This is a genomic window from Enterobacter sp. P82, from assembly GCF_037053385.1.
Lineage (GTDB): Bacteria > Pseudomonadota > Gammaproteobacteria > Enterobacterales > Enterobacteriaceae > Enterobacter.
In genome coordinates this window covers 338,803-358,996 of sequence record NZ_JBALHX010000001.1, presented here as the reverse complement: position 1 = coordinate 358,996, position 20,194 = coordinate 338,803, and the positions used below count along the sequence as shown (strand labels likewise).

Here is a 20,194-nt window from a genome sequence, read left to right as displayed (position 1 = left end):
TCCTCTCCTGCTGTTAGTTAAAAGGTTTTAAGTCAACGCGCGCCATCATCGCGGCTAACTGGGTACGATCGGTAATACCGACATTGCTCTGGCTTACAGCCAGGGCAGCAACGGCGGTGGCAAGACGTAAAGTATGCTCACTGGATTCACGCATCAGCAGACCATAAATCAGGCCGCCAACCATTGAATCCCCTGCGCCGACGGTGCTGACAACATCGACCGACGGCGGTTTGGCGATCCATTCGCCAGAAGCGTTAACCCACAACGCTCCTTCTGCACCAAGAGAGATAACTACGTGGGCGATACCCTGCTCGCGCAGTGCATGGGCAGCATCAATCACATCTTTTAATTCTGGCAGTTTACGACCGGCCCAGATTTCCAGTTCGCGGCGATTAGGTTTCACCAGCCACGGTGACGCTTTCAGTCCCGCGACCAGTGCATCACGGCTACTGTCAAAAATAATGCATGGACACTGGCTGCGCAGGCGCGTCATCCAGTCGGTAAATGCCTCCGGGCTGACGCCGGACGGCAGACTACCGCTGACGCACACCATGTCGAACTGACCAAGCCAGGTCAGAGAATCGTTAACAAAACGCTCCCAGTCTGACGGCGTCACTTCGAAGCCCGAGAAGTTCAGATCGGTCACTTCACCGTCTTTCTCCGTCAGCTTGACGTTGATACGGGTGCGGCCCTGAACAATCTGAAAACGGTTGGCAATGCCCAGCTCGCTGAACAACTGCTGGAAACCATCCTGGTTATCTTTACCGAGGAATCCACCCACGGTGACATCAATACCAAGGTCCTTGAGCACTTTCGCGACGTTAATCCCTTTACCCGCAGCATGCAGGCCAGTGGTACGCACGAGGTTTACTTCGCCGCGCTCAATCTCCGGGCAAAACCCCACCAGGTCGTAAGCCGGGTTCAGCGTAATAGTCGCAACACGTCTGCTCATTATGCGCCCTCCCCCAGACCTGCCGCGATGGCGTCGCCAATCGCTTTCAGCGCCTGTTCAGCATCCGCACCTTGTGCGGTAAAACGCAGACGGTGACCTTTCTTCACGCCCAGCGCGACAACTTTCATCAGACTACGGCCGTTGGCCGGTTTACCTGTGCCATCAAGGTTGGCCACGGTGATCTCACTTTCAAATTGTTTAATGGTATTTACCAGCATGGTACCTGGACGGGCATGCAGGCCGTGTTCGTTACGCACCACAAATTCAGCGTTTAGAACATCGTCAGTCAGCGCATCATCGCTGGTCAGCAGAGCCAGCACCGTAGCCGCATCCGCGTTCAGCAGTTTTTCAGCTTTGTTATTCAGCAGCAGATCGCCCAGGCGCTTCAGCACGGAAACCGGCTGCTCATCGTTCATCGCCACGGTCAGCAGCATGGCCGCACGCTCGCCGTCGACATCAAACGCATTTGCCGCACGGCTCACGGCGATAGCGCTACGCAGGTTGCCTTCAGCACTGTCGTTCAGCCAGATACCCTGACCGAGATTCAACGGCTTATCATTGATTACGCGCGTCACAAATGTGGCATCTGCTGCACCAGCTTCTTTCAGGCGACCGGCATTCAGCGCCTGGAGTGTCACCAGATCGGAGGCGGCTACATCCAGCGTCAGCGTTTCATTATCCAGTTTCAGCGCTTCACTCTGTTTTTCGCCCATCAGCAAGGCGCGCAGCTCTTCAGCAGTCGTTGCTGACTTCAGCTGTTCAGCAACGGAATCATCGCTCAGTACGTGGGTCAGTTGACGCAGCAGGCCTAAGTGTTCGTCGCTGCTGGCCGCGATACCGATGGCCACATACGCCACCTGACCGTCACCCCAGAGCACGCCCTGTGGGAACTGATAAACCTTCACCCCGGTTTTCAACACCTGGTCGCGGGTGTCGGTTGTGCCGTGCGGAATAGCAATGCCATTGCCGAGGAAGGTTGAGGTCTGCTGCTCACGCGCCAGCATGCCATTTACATAGCCATCCGCGACATTTCCCGCCTGCACAAGGGCAGCGGCAACCTGGCGAATGGCCTCTTCTTTATCCCCGGCCTGTGCGCCCGGGTGGATATCCTGAACAGATAACTGGAACATGGTTCTCCACTCCTGCTGAAATTGAATCGTTTCAGCCTTAATGAGAAAAAATGCGCTAGCCTGCTCCGTTTGCTTAAACAAGATAGCGCTGAAACGTTTCAAAAAGTCTTGCGCTTTCTGCAATGCCTTGCAAGTAAACTCGTATTTCTGATCTCAGAATTTAGAGATACAGCACATTTCTTCCTCGTTCAGCTGAATATTGCTGAAGTTCAGCAAGTCAGTTTCAGCTAAGGTCAGCCAAACCTTCTATAAGTTGAAATGCCATTTTGATTTTTCGTGGCGTAATTGACCGCACCCTCTGTTTATTTAATGAGTGCCAGCGTAAACTCCGCCTCTCTCTGTTACTCGTTAATTATAAAACATGCATAACACCCCCGCGGCCACCTCGCCAAAGCCCTTTGATTTGACTTCAGCGGCGTTCCTGATTGTTGCCTTTTTTACGGGTATTGCCGGTGCGTTACAGACGCCGACGCTGAGCTTATTTCTGACCAATGAGGTTCACGCTCGTCCGGCCATGGTGGGCTTCTTTTTTACCGGAAGCGCCATCATCGGCATTCTGGTGAGTCAGTTTCTGGCGGGACGATCCGACAGAAAAGGCGATCGTAAAAGCCTGATTGTCTTTTGCTGTCTGCTTGGGATGCTCGCCTGCGTTCTGTTTGCATGGAACCGCAACTATTTCATTTTGCTGTTCATCGGTGTATTTCTGAGCAGCTTTGGTTCGACGGCTAACCCACAGATGTTCGCGCTTGCCCGCGAGCACGCCGACCATACCGGGCGTGAAGCGGTGATGTTCAGCTCGGTAATGCGTGCTCAGGTGTCGCTGGCATGGGTGATCGGCCCCCCGCTGGCTTACGCGCTGGCGATGGGGTTTGGTTTTACGGTGATGTACCTGAGTGCGGCTGTCGCATTTGTGGTATGTGGCGTGCTGGTGTGGTTCTTTCTGCCGTCGATGCGCAAAGAGCCAAAAGTGGCGACGGGCACGCTGGAAGCCCCGCGTCGTAACCGCCGCGATGCTCTGCTCCTGTTTGTTATCTGTACCCTGATGTGGGGCACGAACAGCCTGTATATCATCAATATGCCGCTGTTTATTATTGATGAGCTGCATCTGCCAGAAAAGCTGGCAGGTATCATGATGGGGACAGCGGCCGGGCTTGAGATCCCGACGATGCTCATCGCAGGCTATTACGCTAAGCGCTTCGGTAAGCGTTTTCTGATGCGTATCGCCGCTGTCGCCGGTCTGCTTTTCTATATCGGTATGCTGACGGTACATACGCCGGGGTTGTTGCTGGCTTTACAGCTGCTGAACGCTATCTATATTGGCATTCTGGCCGGGATTGGCATGCTCTATTTCCAGGATCTGATGCCGGGTCAGGCAGGCTCAGCCACGACCCTTTATACTAATACCACCCGTGTGGGCTGGATTATCGCAGGTTCAATGGCCGGGGTCGTTGCAGAAATCTGGAACTATCACACGGTATTCTGGATTGCGCTGGTGATGTGCACACTGACGATTGGCTGTCTGGCGAGGATTAAAGACGTTTAAGGCGCGGTGAGCGATTCCAGCTCAAGCAGATACGTTATCGCCTGCGCTCGCGTGCTGCCACACATTTCGGCTGTTGGCTGAAGTCCGGAGCAAACCTTCGGGCGCAGGGGCGAACCAAAGATCATACACAGGTTAGTTTCAGAGAGCTGAACGCAGCGGGTATTGGCAGGCTTGCCCTCTGGCATTCCTGGAATGGGGCTTGAAATGGACGGTGCGGTACAGCACGCGCCGCAATCTGGACGACAATCCATAAACGCTCTCTTTCGCTGACGAAGGCCCGCGCAGTCGGGCATCGCGCGCACAGTAACACCTTTTGCGTATTGATAGCAAAAGCCACGAATTCCTCTTGCCTGAAAGGCCGCGCACGAGTAATTTGGCGCGATATTTTTTACCTTCCGTATACAGGATTACTGCAATGCCAAGAGCGAACGAAATTAAGAAAGGTATGGTACTGAATTACAACGGCAAACTGCTGATTGTGAAAGATATCGATATTCAGGCACCTAGCGCCCGTGGTGCAGCGACGCTGTACAAAATGCGTTTCGCCGATGTGCGTACCGGCCTGAAAGTTGAAGAGCGTTTTAAAGGTGACGATATCGTTGATACCGTGACCCTGACCCGTCGCTATGTCGATTTTTCCTATATCGACGGCAACGAATACGTGTTCATGGATAAAGAAGATTACACCCCGTATATCTTCACGAAAGATCAGATCGAAGAAGAGCTGCTGTTTATTCCTGAAGGCGGTATGCCGGACATGCAGGTTCTGACCTGGGATGGCGTGCTGCTGGCGCTGGAACTGCCTCAGACCGTCGATCTGGAAATCGTTGAAACTGCACCAGGTATCAAAGGCGCATCTGCAAGCGCCCGCAACAAACCGGCTACCCTGACTACCGGTCTGGTTGTTCAGGTCCCTGAATACCTGTCTGCAGGCGAGAAAATTCGCATCCATATCGAAGAAAAACGCTATATGGGTCGTGCTGACTAAGACAAAAAACCCGGCTTTGCGCCGGGTTTTTCTTTTACAGCAATTCAGGATACTTCGTCATCTTTAGCGCCAGCTCTATGCCGCGCACTTCCGCCATCCCTTTCAGACGACCGATTGCCGAATAACCTGGGTTCGTTTTTTTACGCAGATCGTCCAGCATCTGGTGCCCGTGATCCGGGCGGAACGGAATAGGACGCACATCTCCAACCTGCTTACGACGTACTTCTTCCGCCAGAATGGCATCCACCACCGCGACCATATTCACATCACCACCGAGGTGCGCTGCCTCGTGGAAGGTTTTTGGGTTCTCTTCACGACAGGTCGCGCGCAAGTGAGTAAAGTGAATACGATCGCCGAAGGTTTCAATCATCCGCACCAGATCGTTATCCGCGCGCACGCCGTAGGAGCCGGTACACATGGTAAAGCCGTTGTAGATACTGTCGACCGTCTCTTTTAGCCACTGCATATCTTCAATGGTTGAAACGATACGCGGCAAGCCGAGGATAGGACGCGGAGGATCGTCCGGATGTATCGCCAGGCGAACGCCCGCTTCTTCTGCGACTGGCACAATCGCGCGCAGGAAGTACGCCATGTTTTCACGAAGCTGATGCTTATCAATATCGCCATATTCCGCCAGACGCGCACGGAATTGATCCAGCGTATAACCTTCTTCCGCACCTGGCAGACCAGCAATAATATTGCGGGTCAGCTTTTCGATGTCCGCGTCACTGGCGGTGTTAAACCACGCGCGCGCCTGCTGCTGCTCTTTCGCAGTGTAATCCGCTTCGGCGCCAGGACGTTTCAGAATGTGCAGTTCAAATGCCGCAAAAGCAATTTGATCGAAACGCAGTGCTTTTGAACCGTCCGGCATCTGATATTCAAGGTCAGTGCGCGTCCAGTCCAGGATAGGCATGAAGTTATAGCACACCGTATCAATGCCGCATGCCGCGAGGTTACGAATACTCTGCTGATAGTTGGCAATCCAGGTCTGGTACTCCCCTGTATGGGTTTTGATATCTTCGTGAACCGGAATGCTTTCCACCACAGACCAGGTTAATCCCTTCTCTGCCAGCAGCGCCTGACGCTTTTGAATTTCATCAACCGGCCATACCTGGCCGTTAGGAATATGATGCAGTGCCGTGACGACACCCGTTGCGCCAGCCTGACGCACATCATCAAGAGAAACCGGATCGTTCGGCCCGTACCAACGCCAGGTTTGTTCCATTGCCCACCCCTCAAGTTGTTATACCAATATGTGTTAATGCGATGACGACTACCATACATGTTTACCATGAAGGGTCAATACACCGCCACACATTGATTGATCGAACTCACAGAACAGTGATAATTACGGCTCACCAATTTTATTTGTTGTCATATAACTTTACACTGGCATTGTTAATTAATGGTTAATCAGGTGTGTATTTCATGAAGACAATTGCCTCCACCGCCCTTCCTGCCCATGTTCAGCAACCCCGCTACGATCGTCAGCAATTACGCTCTCGCATCGTCCATTTTGGCTTCGGTGCGTTTCACCGCGCGCATCAGGCATTGTTAACAAACCGGGTGCTGAATGAAAAAGGCGGCGACTGGGGGATTTGTGAGATAAGCCTGTTTAGCGGTGATGTGCTCATGGGTCAGTTGCGTGCGCAGGATCATCTCTTTACCGTTCTGGAGAAAGGCGCTGAGGGGAATCAGCCAATCATTATTGGCGCCGTACATGAATGCCTGAACGCAAAGCTGGACTCTCTGCCCGCTATTATTGAGAAATTTTGTGAGCCTCAGGTGGCGATTGTGTCGCTCACCATCACGGAGAAAGGTTATTGCATCGATCCCTCCACCGGTAAACTGGATCTGCATAACCCGCGGATTATCCACGATCTGGAAAATCCATCTGAGCCGCATTCCGCCCCGGGGATCCTTGTCGAAGCACTCCATCGTCGCCGTGAGCGCGGCTTACCTGCTTTTACCGTGCTTTCTTGCGACAATATCCCTGACAACGGCCATGTGGTGAAAAATGCCGTGTTGGGCATGGCGCAAAAACGCTCCCCGGCACTCGCTGCGTGGATTGATAGCCATGTGAGTTTTCCCGGAACCATGGTCGACAGGATTGTTCCTGCTGCAACAGAGGCCTCACTGGCAGAAATCACCGAAGCGCTCGGCGTTGAAGATCCATGCGCCATCAGCTGCGAACCGTTTATTCAGTGGGTGATCGAAGATAACTTTGTCGCCGGACGTCCGGCGTGGGAAGTGGCAGGCGTCCAGATGGTGCAGGACGTTCTGCCCTGGGAACAGATGAAACTACGCATGCTCAACGGCAGCCACTCTTTTCTGGCGTATCTGGGGTATCTCGCGGGCTACGCCCATATTAATGAATGTATGGAGGATGCAGCATTCCGCGAAGCCGCCCGTCGGCTCATGCTCGATGAACAGGCACCCACATTACGCATTAAGGATGTCGATCTCACCTTATACGCCGATAGCCTGCTTGAACGCTTTGCTAACCCGGCCTTGCAGCACCGTACCTGGCAAATTGCAATGGACGGTAGCCAGAAACTGCCTCAGCGAATGCTGGATGGGGTGCGTATCCATCTTGAGCGAAAAACCGCCTGGCCATTGCTGGCTCTGGGGGTGGCTGGCTGGATCCGCTACGTCAGCGGGACTGACGAACGCGGAAACACAATTGACGTCCGCGATCCCCTCAGCGATAAAATCCGCGCGCTTGTTGTTGCCAGCAACGACACCGAACGCGTCAACGCGCTGCTGGGGCTAAACGAGGTCTTTGGACACGATCTCGCCCAAAATAGCGTTTTTGTTGAAGCTGTCAGCCAGGCTTATCAGCGCATTGCCCGCCACGGTGCACGTCTGGCTGTTATTGAAACGTTAAATCTTTAACGATTATTGCGCTTAACACGAACGGAGATTACCTCCGTTCGCCCTTCCCCTTCTCATTGCGCCCTTTTTTCGCCAGGATAAGAGATAATTGTTATAGCATCACAATTCTCTTCTGGAGCGCACGTGACCAAAACCAACCTCATCACCGGTTTTCTCGGCAGCGGTAAAACCACGTCAATTCTTCACCTGCTGGCGAATAAAGATCCAGCCGAGAAATGGGCCGTACTGGTAAATGAATTTGGCGAAGTGGGCATCGACGGCGCATTACTGTCAGACAGCGGCGCGATGATCAAAGAGATCCCAGGCGGATGCATGTGCTGCGTCAATGGTTTGCCCATGCAGGTAGGACTCAATACGCTGCTGCGCCAGGGAAAACCCGATCGCCTGCTGATTGAACCCACCGGGCTGGGTCACCCGAAGCAGATCCTTGATTTACTGACCGCACCGGTTTACGAACCGTGGATTGATCTGCGCGCCACCCTGTGCCTGCTTGACCCTCGTCAGCTTTTGGATGATAAAGCGGTGGCCAACGAGAACTTCCGCGATCAACTCGCCTCGGCAGACATTATCGTTGCTAATAAAGAAGATCGCGCGACGGCTGAAAGCCAGGCCGCGCTGGACGCGTGGTGGCAACATTACGGCGGTAATCGTCAACGGGTGCAGACCACTCAGGGGAGGATTGATAGCGCCCTGCTTGATCTTCCTCGTCTGAACATAGCGGAACTTCCGGCCAGTGCAGAACATGCCCATAGCCATCCGGTGAAACAGGGTCTGGCCGCCCTCAGCCTGCCGGAACACCAGCGCTGGCGTCGTAATCTGAATAGTGGCCAGGGGTATCAGGCCTGTGGATGGATCTTCGATGCAGATACCGTTTTTGACACCATCGGGATCCTTGAGTGGGCCAGACTTGCTCCGGTCGATCGCGTTAAAGGGATCATGCGCACACCAGACGGACTGGTACGGATCAACCGTCAGGGCGAAGATTTCTTCATTGAAACGCAAAATGTCGCCCCGCCGGACAGCCGAATTGAGTTAATTAGTGCGGTTAACGCCGACTGGAATGCCCTGCAGTCCAGCCTGTTGAAGCTTCGTTTAAGTTCGGGCGGCTAACGTTGCCCCTGTTTTCACTCTTTGCTGAACGTTATGACGACTCGATTTCCCCTGATATTACTGCTTAATGTCGCCGGTCTGGCGCTCTTTTTCTCCTGGTATATCCCGGCGAATCATGGTTTCTGGTTCCCGCTGGATTCTGCAATCTTTCACTTCTTCAACCAGGAGCTGGTGAAGAGCAATGCCTTTCTGTGGCTGGTCGCTATCACCAACAACCGCGCCTTCGACGGTTTTTCGTTGCTGGCAATGGGCTGCCTGATGCTCTCCTTCTGGTTGAAAGAGGATAAAGCAGGGCGTCGGCGTATTATGATTATCGGTCTGGTGATGCTGCTGTTTGCCGTGGTCATTAACCAGCTGGCAACCGCGATTATTCCGGTTAAGCGCTCTAGCCCAACGCTCTTCTTTAGCGATATTTATCGCGTCAGTGAGTTGCTGCATATTCCAACAAAAGATGCCTCGAAGGACAGTTTCCCTGGCGACCACGGCATGATGCTGCTTATTTTTTCCGCAGTTATGCTTCGTTATTTCGGCAAAATAGCCTTCGCAATAGCCCTGATTATTTTTGTGGTTTTTGCTTTTCCACGCGTAATGATTGGCGCCCACTGGTTCACCGATATTGCCGTCGGTTCGCTCTCCGTTGCTCTGATTGCTTTGCCGTGGTGTTTGATGACACCGTTGAGCGACGGGATAATAGCGCTGTTTGATCGCTATCTTCCCGGAAAAACGCAACAACAATTAAACAAATAACTAACCTAAATTTACGTTAGCTATCAGGGATCGACATGATCCCTGACAGGTCTCCTGCCGCGATCTTTTCTCACTGTCATATTCCTGTCATCACATTCATGATAAAAATGAATCAATTACGCGATAAGGTGGCGGATCTGTCGGTATTTTGAGCATTTCCATGTTTTTACTTTCTGTATCACAATTTCTTATAAAAAAAAGGCTTTTTTTACTCGCAATACCCCAGGCAATCGGTTAATCTCGAACTCGTTTTGCCCCATAGAGATAATTATTTCACTGGCTAATAATTTTGTGCGCTGTGCCACAAATGTGAGCAGAAAGAATTGTCTCAATGTGAACAGATAATTAGTCTCGTCACGTTTGGCATTTTTATAACGATATTTGTCGTTAAGGACTTCAAGGGAAAATAAACAAAATGGTCAAATCTCAACCGTTTCTGAGATATATCTTACGGGGGATCCCGGCGATAGCAGTCGCGGTACTGTTATCTGCATGTAGTACATCGAACACCGCAAAGAATATGCATCCTGAGACGCGTGTTGTGGGAATGGAAGATTCCTCGTCACTGCAAGCCTCTCAGGATGAATTTGAAAATATGGTACGTAATCTGGACGTGAAGTCCCGCATTATGGACCAGTATGCTGACTGGAAAGGCGTGCGTTACCGTCTTGGCGGCAGCACGAAAACAGGTATTGATTGTTCCGGTTTTGTACAGCGTACTTTCCGTGAGCAGTTCGGGTTAGATCTTCCGCGTTCGACTTACGAACAGCAGGAGATGGGCAAGTCGATTTCACGTACCAAACTGCGCACTGGTGATCTGGTCCTGTTCCGTGCAGGTTCTACAGGTCGACACGTTGGCATCTACATTGGTAATGACCAGTTTGTACATGCCTCCACCAGCAGCGGTGTGACCATTTCCAGCATGAACGAACCGTACTGGAAAAAGCGCTACAACGAAGCGCGTCGCGTATTGACCCGCAGTTAATATGGAAATTGTATCGTTGGTTATCCCTTGGCTGACGATATGATGAAAAAAAGCACTGCTTCGGCGGTGTTTTTTTTTGCCCGTTACACTGAATACATTCAGCGGCAATTCAGGAACCACAACGTCTATGTTCACCCGCTACTTCTCCAGTAATCGCAAGATACTGATCCTCAGCATTATCACCGGCCTGATCACTGCCCTGCTCCTGGGGTCATTGCAATTCTTCTGGAGCTACCACAAGCGGGACGTTAAATTCGACACCCTGATTACAGATGTCAGCCTCTACATGGAGAGCTATTTCGGAGAGTTAAAAACCTCTATCGACATCCTCCAGCCGCTCACGTTGAACAATTGCCATGACGTCAATGCAGAACTGACTTCACGTGCAGCCTTTAGCCTCAACGTGCGCGCCTTCCTGCTGGTCAGGGACAAAATCGCGTTCTGTTCTTCCGCCACAGGTCCGATGAATGTTCCGATGGAGGAGCTGATCCCCGAGCTGCACATCAATAAGCAGATCGATATGGCGTTGCTTCCGGGCACTCCTATGCTGCCCAACAAGCCCGCGATTGCCATCTGGTACCGTAATCCGTTAGTAAAAGATGGCGGTGTGTTCACCTCGGTAAATCTCAATCTGACACCCTATCTGCTCTACACTGAGCGCCAGGACGAGTTCGCAGGCATAGCGATTATCATTGGCGATGATGCGCTAACGACGATGTCCAGCAAGCTGGTCAAAGCGCGTGATTTAGATGAATCACCGAGCCGCACTGCTACGCTGAAAGATGTCCCCCTGACGATTAAACTGTATGCGGACGCCTGGACCAGCGATGAAATCCTTTATGCCCTGTTCTTCGGGTTGGTATGCGGCATTTGTGCCGGATCGCTCAATTACTATATCCTCAGCATACGGCTGAATCCGGGCAAAGAGATTTTAAGCGCCATTAAGCGCGGTCAATTCTATGTAGTCTATCAACCTGTTGTAGACGCAAAAGAGTTGAAAATGCGCGGCGTCGAGGTGTTGATGCGCTGGAAACACCCAACCATGGGTGAAATTCCGCCTGACGCCTTTATCAATTTTGCCGAAGCACAGAAGCTGATTGTTCCGTTGACGCTGCATCTTTTTGATCTCATCATTCGCGATGCGCCAACGTTACAGACCGTGCTGCCACCGGGTGCCAAACTGGGCATCAACATTGCGCCGGGACATCTGCATGCGGAAAGCTTCAAAGACGATATGCACACCTTCAAAGCGTTACTGCCGGCAGATCACTTCCAGATCGTGTTGGAAATCACCGAGCGCGACATGCTTAACCACCGGGAAGCCAACAATCTGTTTGAATGGCTACACAATGAAGGGTTCGAAATAGCGATTGATGATTTTGGTACAGGCCACAGTGCACTGATTTACCTTGAGCATTTCACTATGGACTATCTAAAAATCGACCGGGGTTTCGTTAACGCGATTGGTACAGAAACCGTCACCTCACCAGTGCTTGATGCCGTGCTGACACTGGCCAGACGCCTGAATATGTCGACCGTCGCGGAGGGTGTGGAAACGCCGGAACAGGCTGCATGGCTACGCGAACATGGCGTCAATTTCCTGCAGGGATACTGGATTAGCCGCCCGATGCCACTGGATCAATTCTGCAAATGGCGGCCTGACGCTTCCACCGGCGGTGAATAATTTCACATTACCTGTGACGTCACTTATTATTCAGCTTAACTGAGCTGGTCTGTAAAAAAGGGAGCCGCCGCGAGATGCTTATGCGCTTTATGTTGCTGATGTTGGCATTCACGAGCCTGTCCAGCCAGGCGCAAGCCATCAAAGAAAACATCGCATTCGCGGTGATTGGCGAGCCGAAATACGCGGTCAATTTTACACACTTCGACTACGTCAACCCGGCCGCCCCCAAAGGCGGGAAGGTAACACTTTCCGCTACGGGAACGTTCGACAACTTCAACCGCTACGCCCTGCGTGGCGTGGCGGCAGCACGAACGGAATCGCTTTACGATACGCTTTTTGTCACGTCTGATGATGAGCCCGGTAGCTACTATCCGCTGATTGCCGATAACGTGCGTTACGCGGATAACTTTGCCTGGGCTGAAATATCGATAAACCCCCGGGCACGTTTTCACGATGGTTCACCGGTTAAGGCCAGTGACGTCGCATTCACCTTTCATAAATTTATGACCGAAGGCGTTCCTCAGTTCCGCATTGTGTATAAAGGCGCGTCAGTCAAAGCCATTGCGCCGCTTACCGTTCGCATTGCGCTGAGCGAACCGAACAAAGAGAACATGCTCAGCTTGTTCTCGCTGCCGGTGATGCCTCAATCGTTCTGGAAAGTTCACAAACTGAGCGACCCGCTCTCTACTCCCCCTCTGGCTGGTGGTCCTTACCGCATTACCGACTGGCGAATGGGGCAATATGTGGTCTATTCCCGCGTCAAAGACTACTGGGCAGCAAATCTGCCAGTTAACCGCGGGCGCTGGAATTTCGACACCCTTCGTTATGATTACTACCTCGACGATAACGTGGCATTTGAAGCATTTAAAGCCGGTGCCTTCGATCTGCGCGTTGAGAGCAACGCCAAAAATTGGGCCACACGTTATATCGGGAAAAATTTCGCGAAAGGTTACATCGTTAAAGATGAGCACAAAAATGAATCCGCCCAGGACACCCGCTGGCTGGCATTTAATATTCAGCGTCCGGTATTTAATGACCGCCGGGTACGGGAAGCGATTTCCCTGGCTTTTGATTTTGAGTGGATGAACAAAGCGCTGTTTTACGGGGCCTACAGCCGTGCGAACAGTTATTTCCAGAACACGGAATATGCCGCGCGCGACTACCCGAAAGCCGACGAACTGGTCCTGCTGGCACCGCTGAAAGCGGAAGTACCCGCGGAAGTGTTCAGCTCGGTGTTTCAGCCGCCCGTGTCAAACGGTGGCGGCTACGACCGCGCCAACCTGCTGAAAGCCAGCAAGCTGCTGGAGGACGCGGGCTGGCCCCTGAAGAATCAAAAGCGTGTTGATGCCAAAACGGGTAAGCCTCTCAGCTTTGAGCTGCTGCTTTCGTCCGGGGGCGACGATCAATGGGTACTGCCGTTTAAGCACAACCTTGAGCGGTTGGGCGTTACCATGAACATTCGTCAGGTTGATAACGCGCAGATTACCAATCGCATGCGCAGCCGTGATTACGACATGATGCAGCGCTTGTGGCCCGCACAGCCGTGGCCAAGCTCCGATCTGCAAATTTCATGGGCCTCCAGCTACATCGACTCCTCATACAATGCACCGGGGGTGAAAAGCCCGGCGATTGATAGTCTGATTGCAAAAATAGTGGCGGCGCAAGGCGATAAAGAAAAGCTCCTGCCGCTCGGGCGGGCGCTCGACAGGGTCTTAACCTGGAACTACTACATGCTGCCGATGTGGTATATGGGTGAAGATCGTCTTGCTCGCTGGGACAAGTTCTCCGTGCCTTCCATACGCCCTGTCTATTCACTGGGCTTCGATACCTGGTGGTATGACGTCAACAAAGCCGCCAGACTCCCCGCTGAGCGACGATAAGGAATCATCATGGGTGCCTATCTTATCCGCCGTCTGCTGCTGGTCATCCCGACCCTGTGGGCCATCATCACGATTAACTTTTTTATCGTGCAAATCGCGCCTGGCGGCCCGGTTGATCAGGCTATTGCTGCTATCGAGTTTGGTAATAGCGGCGGTATGCCCGGCGGTGGTGGTGAAGGAATGGGCGCGAGCCATGCACGAACCGGTGTAGGGAATATCAGTGAAAGTCATTATCGCGGTGGGCGTGGACTGGATCCTGAAGTGATCGCCGAGATCACCCACCGCTATGGCTTTGACAAACCCATTCACGAGCGCTATTTCAAAATGCTCTGGGACTATATTCGCTTTGATTTCGGCGATAGCCTGTTTCGCAGTGCATCAGTCTTATCGTTGATTAAGCAAAGCCTGCCAGTGTCAATCACGCTGGGATTATGGGGAACGTTGATTATCTACCTGGTCTCGATTCCGCTCGGGATCCGTAAAGCCGTTTATAACGGCAGCCGTTTCGATATCTGGAGTAGCACGTTCATCATCATCGGTTATGCCATCCCGGCGTTTCTGTTTGCCGTCCTGCTGATTGTTTTTTTTGCCGGGGGGAGTTATTTCGATATCTTCCCGCTGCGAGGGTTAGTCTCCGCCGATTTCAGTACCCTGCCGTGGTACCAGAAAATCACCGACTATCTCTGGCATATCACGCTACCGGTTCTGGCAACGGTTATTGGCGGGTTTGCGGCTCTGACCATGCTGACCAAAAACGCCTTTCTTGATGAAATTCGAAAACAGTACGTCGTCACGGCCCGCGCCAAGGGCGTGAGTGAGAAGCAGATTATGTGGAAGCATGTATTCCGCAACGCCATGCTATTGGTGATTGCCGGATTTCCTGCCACGTTCATCAGTATGTTTTTTACCGGTTCACTGCTGATCGAGGTGATGTTCTCACTCAACGGGTTGGGCCTGTTGGGCTATGAAGCCACCGTCTCGCGCGATTATCCGGTGATGTTTGGCACACTCTACATTTTCACCCTGATTGGCCTGCTGCTGAATATCATCAGTGATATCAGCTATACGCTGGTTGATCCACGAATTGATTTTGAGGGCCGCTAATGTCGCGTTTAAGCCCCGTAAACCAGGCCCGCTGGGCCCGTTTTCGCCACAACCGCCGCGGCTACTGGTCACTGTGGATTTTTGCCGTGTTGTTTATTTTAAGCATGTGCTCTGAGTTGATTGCCAACGACAAGCCTTTGCTGGTGCATTTTAACGACCGCTGGTATGTACCGGTTCTCGCTAATTACAGTGAAAGCGATTTTGGTGGCCCGTTTGCAACGCCTGCGGAGTATCAGGACCCATGGCTTCGCCAGCAAATTGAGCAACATGGCTGGGCTATCTGGGCACCGGTGCGTTTTGGCGCAAACAGCATTAACTTCTCCACCACAACGCCCTTCCCTTCCCCACCTTCCGCGCAAAACTGGCTGGGAACGGATGCGAACGGTGGCGATGTCCTGGCGCGCATTCTCTATGGCACACGGATATCGCTCCTCTTTGGACTTATGCTGACGCTTTTTTCCAGCGTGATGGGGGTCGTGGCGGGTGCCGTTCAGGGTTACTATGGCGGGAAAATAGACCTGTGGGGCCAGCGTGTTATTGAAGTCTGGTCAGGCATGCCAACGCTGTTTCTGATCATCCTGCTTTCGAGTGTGGTACAGCCAAACTTCTGGTGGCTATTAGGCATCACCGTCTTGTTCGGCTGGATGGCGCTGGTGGGTGTCGTGCGAGCGGAATTTCTGCGCACCCGCAACTTTGACTATATTCGCGCCGCGCAGGCGCTGGGCGTGAGCGACCGCGGGATTATTTTCCGCCATATGCTGCCCAACGCGGTGGTAGCAACGCTTACCTTCCTGCCGTTTATTCTGTGCAGCTCTATCACCACCCTCACCTCACTGGATTTTCTCGGTTTCGGGCTACCGCTGGGTTCCCCGTCGCTCGGCGAGTTGCTGTTACAGGGCAAGAACAACCTACAGGCGCCGTGGCTGGGTATTACCGCCTTCCTGTCTGTGGCCGTGCTGCTTTCGCTACTGATTTTTATTGGCGAAGCCGTGCGCGATGCCTTCGATCCTAACAAGGCGGTATAAGATGACGCAGCCCCTTCTCAGTATTGATAACCTGTCGATTGCTTTTTCAACACAGGGTGAGATGCGCACCGTCGTCACCGACTTGTCGCTCCAGATCCAGCGCGGTGAAACGCTGGCGCTGGTGGGTGAGTCAGGTTCAGGCAAGAGCGTCTCAGCTCTCTCCATCCTGCGTCTGCTGCCCTCTCCGCCCGTGAGTTACCCGCAAGGCGACATTCTCTTTAACGGCAACTCGCTGTTGCATGCTGACGAACATACCCTGCGCGCAATCCGCGGTAATAAGATTGCCATGATTTTCCAGGAACCGATGGTTTCTCTTAACCCCCTTCACAGCCTGGAAAAACAGCTCTATGAAGTCCTGTCCCTGCACCGGGGTATGCGCAAAGAAGCCGCACGCGGGGAAATTCTGGACTGCCTTGAACGAACCGGCATACGCAATGCAGCCAAACGGCTGAATGATTTTCCGCATCAGCTTTCCGGCGGTGAACGTCAGCGTGTGATGATCGCCATGGCCCTGCTCACGCGACCAGAACTGTTGATTGCCGATGAACCTACAACGGCACTGGACGTGACGGTGCAGGCGCAAATTTTGACGCTGCTGCGCGAGTTGCGTGACGAGCTGAACATGAGTTTGCTGTTTATCACGCACAACCTGAGTATTGTGAAAAAGTTGGCCGACAGCGTTGCGGTGATGCAAAACGGGCGATGTGTCGAGCAGAATGTCGCGTCCACGCTGTTAAACGCGCCACAACACCCGTATACCCAGCGCCTGCTCGACAGTGAACCCTCTGGCGACCCGGTTCCGCTGCCAGCTGACAGCATACCGCTGTTGCGTGTTGACGATTTGTCCGTCTCGTTTCCCATTCGCAAAGGTATTCTGCGGCGCCTCGTCGACCAGAATCCGGTGTTGAAAAATATCCGCTTCTTTCTGCGCCCGGGGGAATCTCTGGGACTGGTAGGTGAATCCGGTTCGGGTAAAAGCACCACAGGCCTGGCGCTGCTGCGCTTAATCGCTTCTCAGGGCGAGATCCTCTTTGACAACATGCCACTGCATCTCTGGAACCGACGCCAGATGCTTCCCGTACGCCCTCGTATGCAGGTGGTATTTCAGGACCCCAACTCCTCGCTTAACCCACGGCTCAGCGTGTTACAGATCGTTGAAGAGGGTCTGCGTGTTCATCAGCCCAGCCTGAATGGCCAACAGCGGGAACAGGAGGTTATGCGGGTGATGGCCGAGGTCGGTTTAGATCCCGAGACCCGTCACCGCTATCCGGCAGAATTCTCCGGCGGGCAGCGTCAGCGTATCGCTATTGCCCGTGCGCTGATCCTGAAACCGGAACTGATTATTCTGGATGAACCGACCTCCTCTCTGGACAGAACCGTCCAGGCACAGATCCTGAAACTGCTCAAGGGGTTACAGGAAAAACACCGGCTGGCCTATATCTTTATCAGCCATGATTTACAGGTGGTTCGGGCGCTATGCCATCAAGTGATTGTGTTGCGACAGGGAGAAGTGGTCGAACAGGGGGAGTGCCAGCGCGTATTTACTGCGCCAACGCAGAGCTACACGCGCCAGCTGCTGTCAGCAGACTAGCGCTCAGAATGGATACTGGCCAGAGAAAGGCTCCGCAATAGCAACGCCAAAATTTTTCAAGCGGCAGGTCGCGGCAAATTCATCCTGGCTTTTAACAAACAGGCACGGCTCACCTTCGCACTCCAGTACAGAGCTGTCTACTTCGATATCCGTCAACGCCTGGCTTAAGCGCTCCATAACCGGCCATGCGTCTTCGTCGCTCGGGCTAAGCAGTTTGAGCGCAACCAGACAATTATCGCAGCCCGCGGCACTTTGCGGAATCGGTTCAACTTTCGAACCTGCAAAACCCGCTGACCAGCGATAGCTCTGGGGCAAGCGATGGACAATGGAGAGTTGTAATGTATTCACGTTCGTTCCCCGGAAGCAAAATTTACTTCACAATTTATTTACATTTATAGTAACACATCATCGCTAACCTGCACTATTCAGCGCTTTTTTATAGGTATCCAGGCTTGCGTCGGCGCTATATGTACCCGTTTCTGCGATCTAACTCAACCTTTTTGAATACAATGATGTGACTTTTTACATAAATAGATTTTACATAAAAGAAACAAACACCGGGTGTGTGAACGTGGGTTTGGTTGATATGCATCAACAAAAAAGGCCCTGTCGGGCCTTCTCTGTGCTTTAGTGAGCCGCTTTTCGCGGTCGACTTGCGTAAAGATAGAAGAGTATGGAGCTGGTTGCGCAAAAAGCCATCGCCCACAACATTGGCCAGGCCGTCGTAAAGGTAGCCATAGAAAGCAGCGCCCCGACAATCGCCCCAATACCAAAGCGGAAGGTTCCTGCCAGTGACGATGCCGTTCCCGCCATATGCGGGAATTCATCGAGGATCACCGCCATCGCATTCGACGATACCATCGACACGCAGCCGACAAAGGCCGCCACCCCCACCACCAGCGCCCAGAAGCCCACGCCCAGAACCGCGCTAACCACCAGCCAGATCGCCATCACAAACTGGATCCACAGTCCGGCACGGAACATGTTCAGTGCCCCCACCCGCCGGACAAAACGGCTGTTGATGATGGTCATGATGAACAGGAAGACGATGTTAAGCGCAAAGTAATAGCCGAAGTGCTGCGGCGAAACATGGTTCAGTTCGATATAAACAAACGGCCCGGCGCTCAGGAAGGAGAACATCCCGGCGAAGCTGAACCCACTCGCCAGCATATAACTCAGCACACGCTTGTGGCGAAACAGTGAGGCGAAGTTACCTATTGTGGTGCGGATGTGAAATTTCTGACGGCGCTCGACAGGAAGCGTTTCATCAATAAAGAAGAAAATCATCGCGGAGGCCAGCAGCGCAGCCAGCGCCAGGATCCAGAAAATCGCATGCCAGCTAAACCACACCAGCACCGCACCACCCGCCATCGGGGCCACCAGAGGTGCAATCGTCGTCACCAGCATCACGAACGACATCATGCGGGAGAACTCTTCTTTCGGGTAGATATCGCGCATCAGAGCGTTAATCACCACACTTGCCGCTGCAGCCGCCAGACCGTGGAAGAAGCGCATGATAATCAGATGATCGATGGTCTGCGCCAGCGCACAGGCAACTGCCGCGGCCGCAAAGACCAACGTCCCACCCAGAATAACAGGCTTGCGTCCCAGGCTATCCGCCATCGGGCCATAAAACAGCTGGCCGAGGGCAAAGCCGAGTATATAGGTGCTGAGTGTCATCTGCGCGCTGCCTGCTGGCACACCAAACTGCGCGGCAATAACCGGCAGCGCAGGCAGATACATATCGATAGACAGCGGCATCAACATGGCCAGCAGGCCAAGAATGAAGACAATTTTGAACGACGAGTGTGGCCTGGTGGTCACAGAGTTCTCCTGAGATTAATGCGAAGGCAGACCGACGCTGGCGATCTCTTCTTCCGTTAACGGGCGGTATTCGCCTGGCGCCAGGTCGTGATCGAGTTCAATCGCACCAATCCGCTCACGATGCAAGCCGACGACGTGGTTCCCCACTGCAGCAAACATCCGTTTTACCTGATGATATCGCCCTTCGCTGATGGTCAGACGAACTTCGGTCGGGGTGATCACCTCAAGTACGGCAGGTTTGGTGAGATCTTTCTCATTATGCAGTTGAACGCCTTTGGCGAATTGCTCTGCCGTGTCATCCGCCACCGGAGACTCCAGGGTCACCAGATAGGTTTTCTCGCAATGATGGCGCGGAGAGGTAATACGGTGCGACCACTGCCCGTCGTCAGTCATCAGTACCAGTCCGGTGGTGTCGATATCCAGGCGACCAGCGGCATGCAGCTTGTGCGCAACCGGTTCGTCGAGGAAATAGAGTACTGTCGGGTGGTCCGGATCGTCCGTTGAACAGACATAGCCTTCCGGCTTATTGAGCATGAAATAGCGTGGGCCATGCTGCTGGGTCAGCGGATTGCCGTCATACTCAACCTGATGGTCTGGTTGCAGTTTGAAAGCGCTGTCTCTCACAATGTCGCCGTCCACGGTAACGCGGCTGGCGCGAATTTCACGCCCGGCAATAGCGCGGCTTACGCCGAGTTGCTGAGCGATAAACTTATCAAGTCGCATGAAATCTTTTTAG

Annotated in this window: 18 protein-coding genes; 11 read left to right on the top strand and 7 right to left on the bottom strand. The window is 53.0% G+C overall.

The features are described from left to right. Positions 1-13: 13 nt before the first annotated feature. Positions 14-952 (bottom strand): 1-phosphofructokinase, encoded by a 939-nt coding sequence (fruK, locus tag WB237_RS01635; protein ID WP_047346570.1) that lies wholly within the window; start codon positions 950-952, stop codon positions 14-16. After that, a complete protein-coding gene (gene fruB / locus WB237_RS01630; RefSeq protein WP_128347503.1) occupies positions 952-2,082 on the bottom strand; it encodes a fused PTS fructose transporter subunit IIA/HPr protein in 1,131 nt (376 codons plus the stop codon). The genes fruK and fruB overlap by 1 nt, the downstream gene beginning before the upstream one ends. A gap of 361 nt (positions 2,083-2,443) precedes the next feature. Here fruB and setB point away from each other — a divergent pair, with 361 nt between their 5' ends. Beyond that, positions 2,444-3,625: a sugar efflux transporter SetB gene (setB, locus tag WB237_RS01625; protein ID WP_336209677.1), complete on the top strand. Its 1,182-nt coding sequence runs from the start codon at positions 2,444-2,446 to the stop codon at positions 3,623-3,625. Here setB and WB237_RS01620 read toward each other — a convergent pair. After that, complete coding sequence (locus WB237_RS01620) at positions 3,622-3,876, bottom strand: YkgJ family cysteine cluster protein (protein WP_336209674.1); 255 nt, start codon at positions 3,874-3,876, stop codon at positions 3,622-3,624. The genes setB and WB237_RS01620 overlap by 4 nt on opposite strands. Positions 3,877-4,040: 164 nt before the next feature. Between WB237_RS01620 and yeiP the strand changes: the two genes are divergently transcribed. Further along, the gene (yeiP, locus tag WB237_RS01615; RefSeq protein ID WP_008500940.1) at positions 4,041-4,613 is read left to right on the top strand and encodes an elongation factor P-like protein YeiP; all 573 of its coding nucleotides are present in this window, start codon (positions 4,041-4,043) and stop codon (positions 4,611-4,613) included. 34 nt (positions 4,614-4,647) lie between these two features. Here the strand turns inward: yeiP and uxuA are convergent, their stop codons facing one another. Next, the gene (gene uxuA / locus WB237_RS01610; RefSeq protein WP_336209667.1) at positions 4,648-5,838 is read right to left on the bottom strand and encodes a mannonate dehydratase; all 1,191 of its coding nucleotides are present in this window, start codon (positions 5,836-5,838) and stop codon (positions 4,648-4,650) included. Between the two features lie 203 nt (positions 5,839-6,041). Here uxuA and WB237_RS01605 point away from each other — a divergent pair, with 203 nt between their 5' ends. The 9 genes from WB237_RS01605 to yejF all read left to right on the top strand — a co-directional run bounded on the left by WB237_RS01605 (position 6,042) and on the right by yejF (position 17,634). Then, entirely contained in the window at positions 6,042-7,508 is a 1,467-nt protein-coding gene (locus WB237_RS01605; RefSeq protein ID WP_336209665.1) for a mannitol dehydrogenase family protein, read from the top strand. 123 nt (positions 7,509-7,631) lie between these two features. Continuing rightward, positions 7,632-8,618, top strand: a complete 987-nt coding sequence (locus WB237_RS01600; protein ID WP_336209663.1) for a CobW family GTP-binding protein — start codon at positions 7,632-7,634, stop codon at positions 8,616-8,618. A 33-nt stretch (positions 8,619-8,651) separates the two neighbouring features. Then, positions 8,652-9,365 carry a phosphatase PAP2 family protein gene (locus WB237_RS01595; RefSeq protein ID WP_336209661.1) on the top strand — a complete coding sequence of 238 codons (714 nt, stop codon included), beginning with the start codon at positions 8,652-8,654 and terminating at the stop codon, positions 9,363-9,365. A gap of 415 nt (positions 9,366-9,780) precedes the next feature. Continuing rightward, a complete protein-coding gene (gene mepS, locus WB237_RS01590; protein ID WP_008500946.1) occupies positions 9,781-10,350 on the top strand; it encodes a bifunctional murein DD-endopeptidase/murein LD-carboxypeptidase in 570 nt (189 codons plus the stop codon). A 127-nt stretch (positions 10,351-10,477) separates the two neighbouring features. After that, complete coding sequence (locus WB237_RS01585; protein WP_336209656.1) at positions 10,478-12,034, top strand: cyclic di-GMP phosphodiesterase; 1,557 nt, start codon at positions 10,478-10,480, stop codon at positions 12,032-12,034. Between the two features lie 74 nt (positions 12,035-12,108). Beyond that, entirely contained in the window at positions 12,109-13,914 is a 1,806-nt protein-coding gene (locus WB237_RS01580; RefSeq protein WP_336209654.1) for an extracellular solute-binding protein, read from the top strand. 9 nt (positions 13,915-13,923) lie between these two features. Further along, a complete protein-coding gene (locus WB237_RS01575) occupies positions 13,924-15,018 on the top strand; it encodes a microcin C ABC transporter permease YejB (protein WP_114977692.1) in 1,095 nt (364 codons plus the stop codon). Next, complete coding sequence (locus WB237_RS01570; protein WP_336209651.1) at positions 15,018-16,043, top strand: ABC transporter permease; 1,026 nt, start codon at positions 15,018-15,020, stop codon at positions 16,041-16,043. The genes WB237_RS01575 and WB237_RS01570 overlap by 1 nt, the downstream gene beginning before the upstream one ends. Position 16,044: 1 nt before the next feature. After that, entirely contained in the window at positions 16,045-17,634 is a 1,590-nt protein-coding gene (yejF, locus tag WB237_RS01565) for a microcin C ABC transporter ATP-binding protein YejF (protein ID WP_336209649.1), read from the top strand. A 3-nt stretch (positions 17,635-17,637) separates the two neighbouring features. Here yejF and WB237_RS01560 read toward each other — a convergent pair whose 3' ends face one another. From WB237_RS01560 to rsuA, 3 genes are all read right to left on the bottom strand, one after another. Continuing rightward, entirely contained in the window at positions 17,638-17,982 is a 345-nt protein-coding gene (locus WB237_RS01560; RefSeq protein ID WP_114977689.1) for a YejG family protein, read from the bottom strand. 279 nt (positions 17,983-18,261) lie between these two features. Next, positions 18,262-19,458: a Bcr/CflA family multidrug efflux MFS transporter gene (locus WB237_RS01555; RefSeq protein WP_129324291.1), complete on the bottom strand. Its 1,197-nt coding sequence runs from the start codon at positions 19,456-19,458 to the stop codon at positions 18,262-18,264. A gap of 15 nt (positions 19,459-19,473) precedes the next feature. Then, on the bottom strand, positions 19,474-20,181 hold the full coding sequence (gene rsuA, locus WB237_RS01550) for a 16S rRNA pseudouridine(516) synthase RsuA (RefSeq protein ID WP_028016286.1): 708 nt from the start codon (positions 20,179-20,181) through the stop codon (positions 19,474-19,476). Between the last annotated feature and the right edge of the window lie 13 nt (positions 20,182-20,194).